Consider the following 3133-nt stretch of genomic DNA (forward strand, 5'->3'; position numbering starts at 1 on the left):
GATAAAAGCCATTGTCATGCTGTATGGTTGCATAGGCTGTGAGGGACCATTTATCAACGGTGTTTTTTCCAGCATCTTGCATATCTTTTGGCGTAAAGGAAAGCTGTCCATAGGTTCCTAAAAGACCAAAATTGGTTGTGGTATTATGTCCTTCCAGTGTTGCAAAGTTCACCCCTCCTTGGAGAGCGGCATAGCGAAGGTTAGCACCGCTATAACCATATTGACGTGGCGCGCTTTCAGAGGAGAAGATTCCTGTGCTTCCATAGGTGTGTAAGAAAAAGCCATTCTGTTTTTCTTGTCCTTTATCTATGATCGCTGTTCTGATATTTGCCAACAATGCGTTTTGTTCAGCCATATCAGTCAATCCACTATAGAAGAGAGCATTTGGCATGACCAAATAGCCTGCCATTTGTGCTACAGGCGCATGCGCATTTTCTTCAGGATGAGAACCAGAGCCACCGGTATTAGAACCAGATCCCTCGGTGTTAGAGCCGGACTCTGGATTAGAATTAAGAAACTCTGGTTGTAGACGAAAATCCCAAAAATCTTTATTTTTTTCATCGAAGAGATTTTGTTTTATATCCGCTTTGCCTTGGCTTGAGTTTGGTCCATAGGCACGGAGCATATATTTATCTGGTGAACCATTTATTGTGGTATAGCCATGGGCTAATTTAAAAGAGCTTTCTTCAGCCGTTCCAGAAACTTGGATAAGAGAAAGTCCCCGTATATTTGTCTCAACATTAGAAGTTTTTTGTTGAGTGGTATTTCCTTTTAAATTAACAAGAACATTTGTCGTTCCTGAAACATCCCCATTGATTAAAAGTCGATCGGTTTTTTGCTCAGCGATCGGTTTAGCATCACTCCACCAGGTATTGAAAGAAATTTGTGCATCGCCTGTTGCATTATAGACGGCTTTGGTTTCTGGTTTTCCAGAGCCTATATGCAATGTGTGGTAATGATCTTCTGTTGGTTCTTTAAAAATGAGAGAGCTGTTTTCGAGATCTAGCACAGAAATATCAGAACGTGACCTTTGAGTGATATCAAGCAAATTGCCCTCAGCATCTTTTTCTTGTGTGCTGTTTTTTAAGAACCATTGTGTTCTGTTTTTCAGGTCAAAGCGTACATTTCTTTCTTTTGCAATGTTTGCTCTGCCTTCTAAAATAGAATGATCTGCATTTAATGTGAAACTGCCGATGGGTATTGCTTTTGCATTTGTAGATTCCAAAAAGTTTTTATCTCCCCAAGTCCCATTTCCTAATAAAACATCAGCATGAATTTCTGAATTTATAAGATTTGCTGTACCGATTGACAGATTGGTAATATTTTTAATGGTATTATCACTGAAAGTTGCAATGAGAATTCCAGTTCCATTGTCGACATGGATTTCTGTATTGGTTAAATTAATCTCAGCGTTTTGATAACTTTGGGGATCATGTAATCCATTTGAAAAAGTAGAAAGAAGAGATGCGAGTTGCAAACCACCGATTTTTCCTGTTGCAGAAACGTTTGTAACATCAACGTGCCCCCCGTTTGCAGCGTACAAAGCAGCTTCTTTTGCGTTTACTGTTCCTCCCATCATGGTGATTTTAGATTGTAGATCGCTTGCATATAATCCACCACCATTAGATGAGGTAATGTGAGCTTCATCTTTTATATTAATGATGCTGCCAGATTCAGCAGACATCCCTACGGTGCTTGCAGAAACTGATCCTCCTGATACTGTTACTTGAGAATGATCAAGAGCATTTATGCCTTGATCTACTTGAATAATTTTTACATTGTCTTTTAAAGTGATGGTGCTGTAAGATGCAGCAAATGCTCCCGTAGTGCTTGCAGAAACTGATCCCCCTGATACTGTTACTTGAGAATTTAAAAGAGAATCTATGCCGTGATATGCTTGTGTAATTTTTACATTGTCTTTTAAAGTAATAGTACTGTAAGATGTAGCAGACATCCCTACGGTGCTTGCAGAAACTGATCCTCCTGATACTGTTACTTGAGAATGATCAAGAGCATTTATGCCTTGGTCTACTTGAGTAATGGTTACATTTTTCAAAGAGAGTTTGCTTGTTTTGATGACATCTACTCCAGAGGATGGTGTTTCATTATCTTTAAGACTTGATATCATCACATCTTCCAGTTTATTTTTATCACTGTTACTCTCAGTGTATTGAGCTCCTATGATAGAAGCTGTAATGGAGCCTCCGGTCATCTTGACCGCGCTACTCTTTTGTACATCAAGCCCAATTGAAACATCTTTAATTGTTGTGTCATGCAGTTCAATTACACTTCCCTCATTTTCTACGAAAGCACCAGTTCCTATATTATCTCTTGAAGTTATAACAACATCTGTAACATCAATATGTCCACCGTTTTCTGCACGCAATGTGCCTAGAGCATATCCGCTTACAGTTCCTCCTGTCATTGTGATTTTTGATTGTGACCCATTTGCATATAAACCGCTATAAAGAGATGAGGTAATCTTAGCATTGTTGTTTATATCAATGATGCTGCCTTGCTTAGCAGATACTCCATCAAGCTTTCCATAAAATTCCCCTCCTGATATTGTTATTTGAGAATGATCATCTGCCTCTAGAGCATTGAAAGCATGAACGGTTACCTCTTTTAAGGTAAGATTGCTGTTCTTAGTAACTATTCCTAAATATGTATCTAGACTATTATTTTTATCCGTTATAAGTACACTCTCTAGTATATTTTCTTTGCTCTTACTATTGTTAAAAGAAGCACCAGTGTAGCTAGCTATAATAGAGCCTCCAATCATTTTGATTGTAGCACCGTCTTTGGCTTCAAGACCTAAGCGAACTTCAGAATCTTTGTTTCCAATGGTTGTATTATCCAATAACTCAATCGCACTGTTAGCGCCTTCAGCTGTTACAGTGTATGCATTTGGGTGTGTTATCTTTAAATGCTTCGCGATGATTTTACTGCCATTTGTTGCATGAAGTGTATCATAGGTTTCTCCCTGTACAGTTACGGTTTTTCCATCAGACACTTCAAGGTCTTTAGCATGGACATTGAATTGGATATTAAACAGCACGATAGCGGCTGTCGCCATAGATGACAGAAGGGATTTTTTATACACGAATACTCTCCTTTTAAAGCCCCCAATATT

General features: G+C 38.7%; 1 protein-coding gene. It reads right to left on the minus strand.

Translation table 11 applies throughout. The features are described 5' to 3' along the window. A partial coding sequence (locus tag FS875_RS09520; RefSeq protein ID WP_144756126.1) for an autotransporter outer membrane beta-barrel domain-containing protein occupies positions 1–3103 on the minus strand: 3103 nt, incomplete at its 3' end. Positions 3104–3133: the final 30 nt, after the last annotated feature.

The organism is Bartonella saheliensis, from assembly GCF_902162175.1.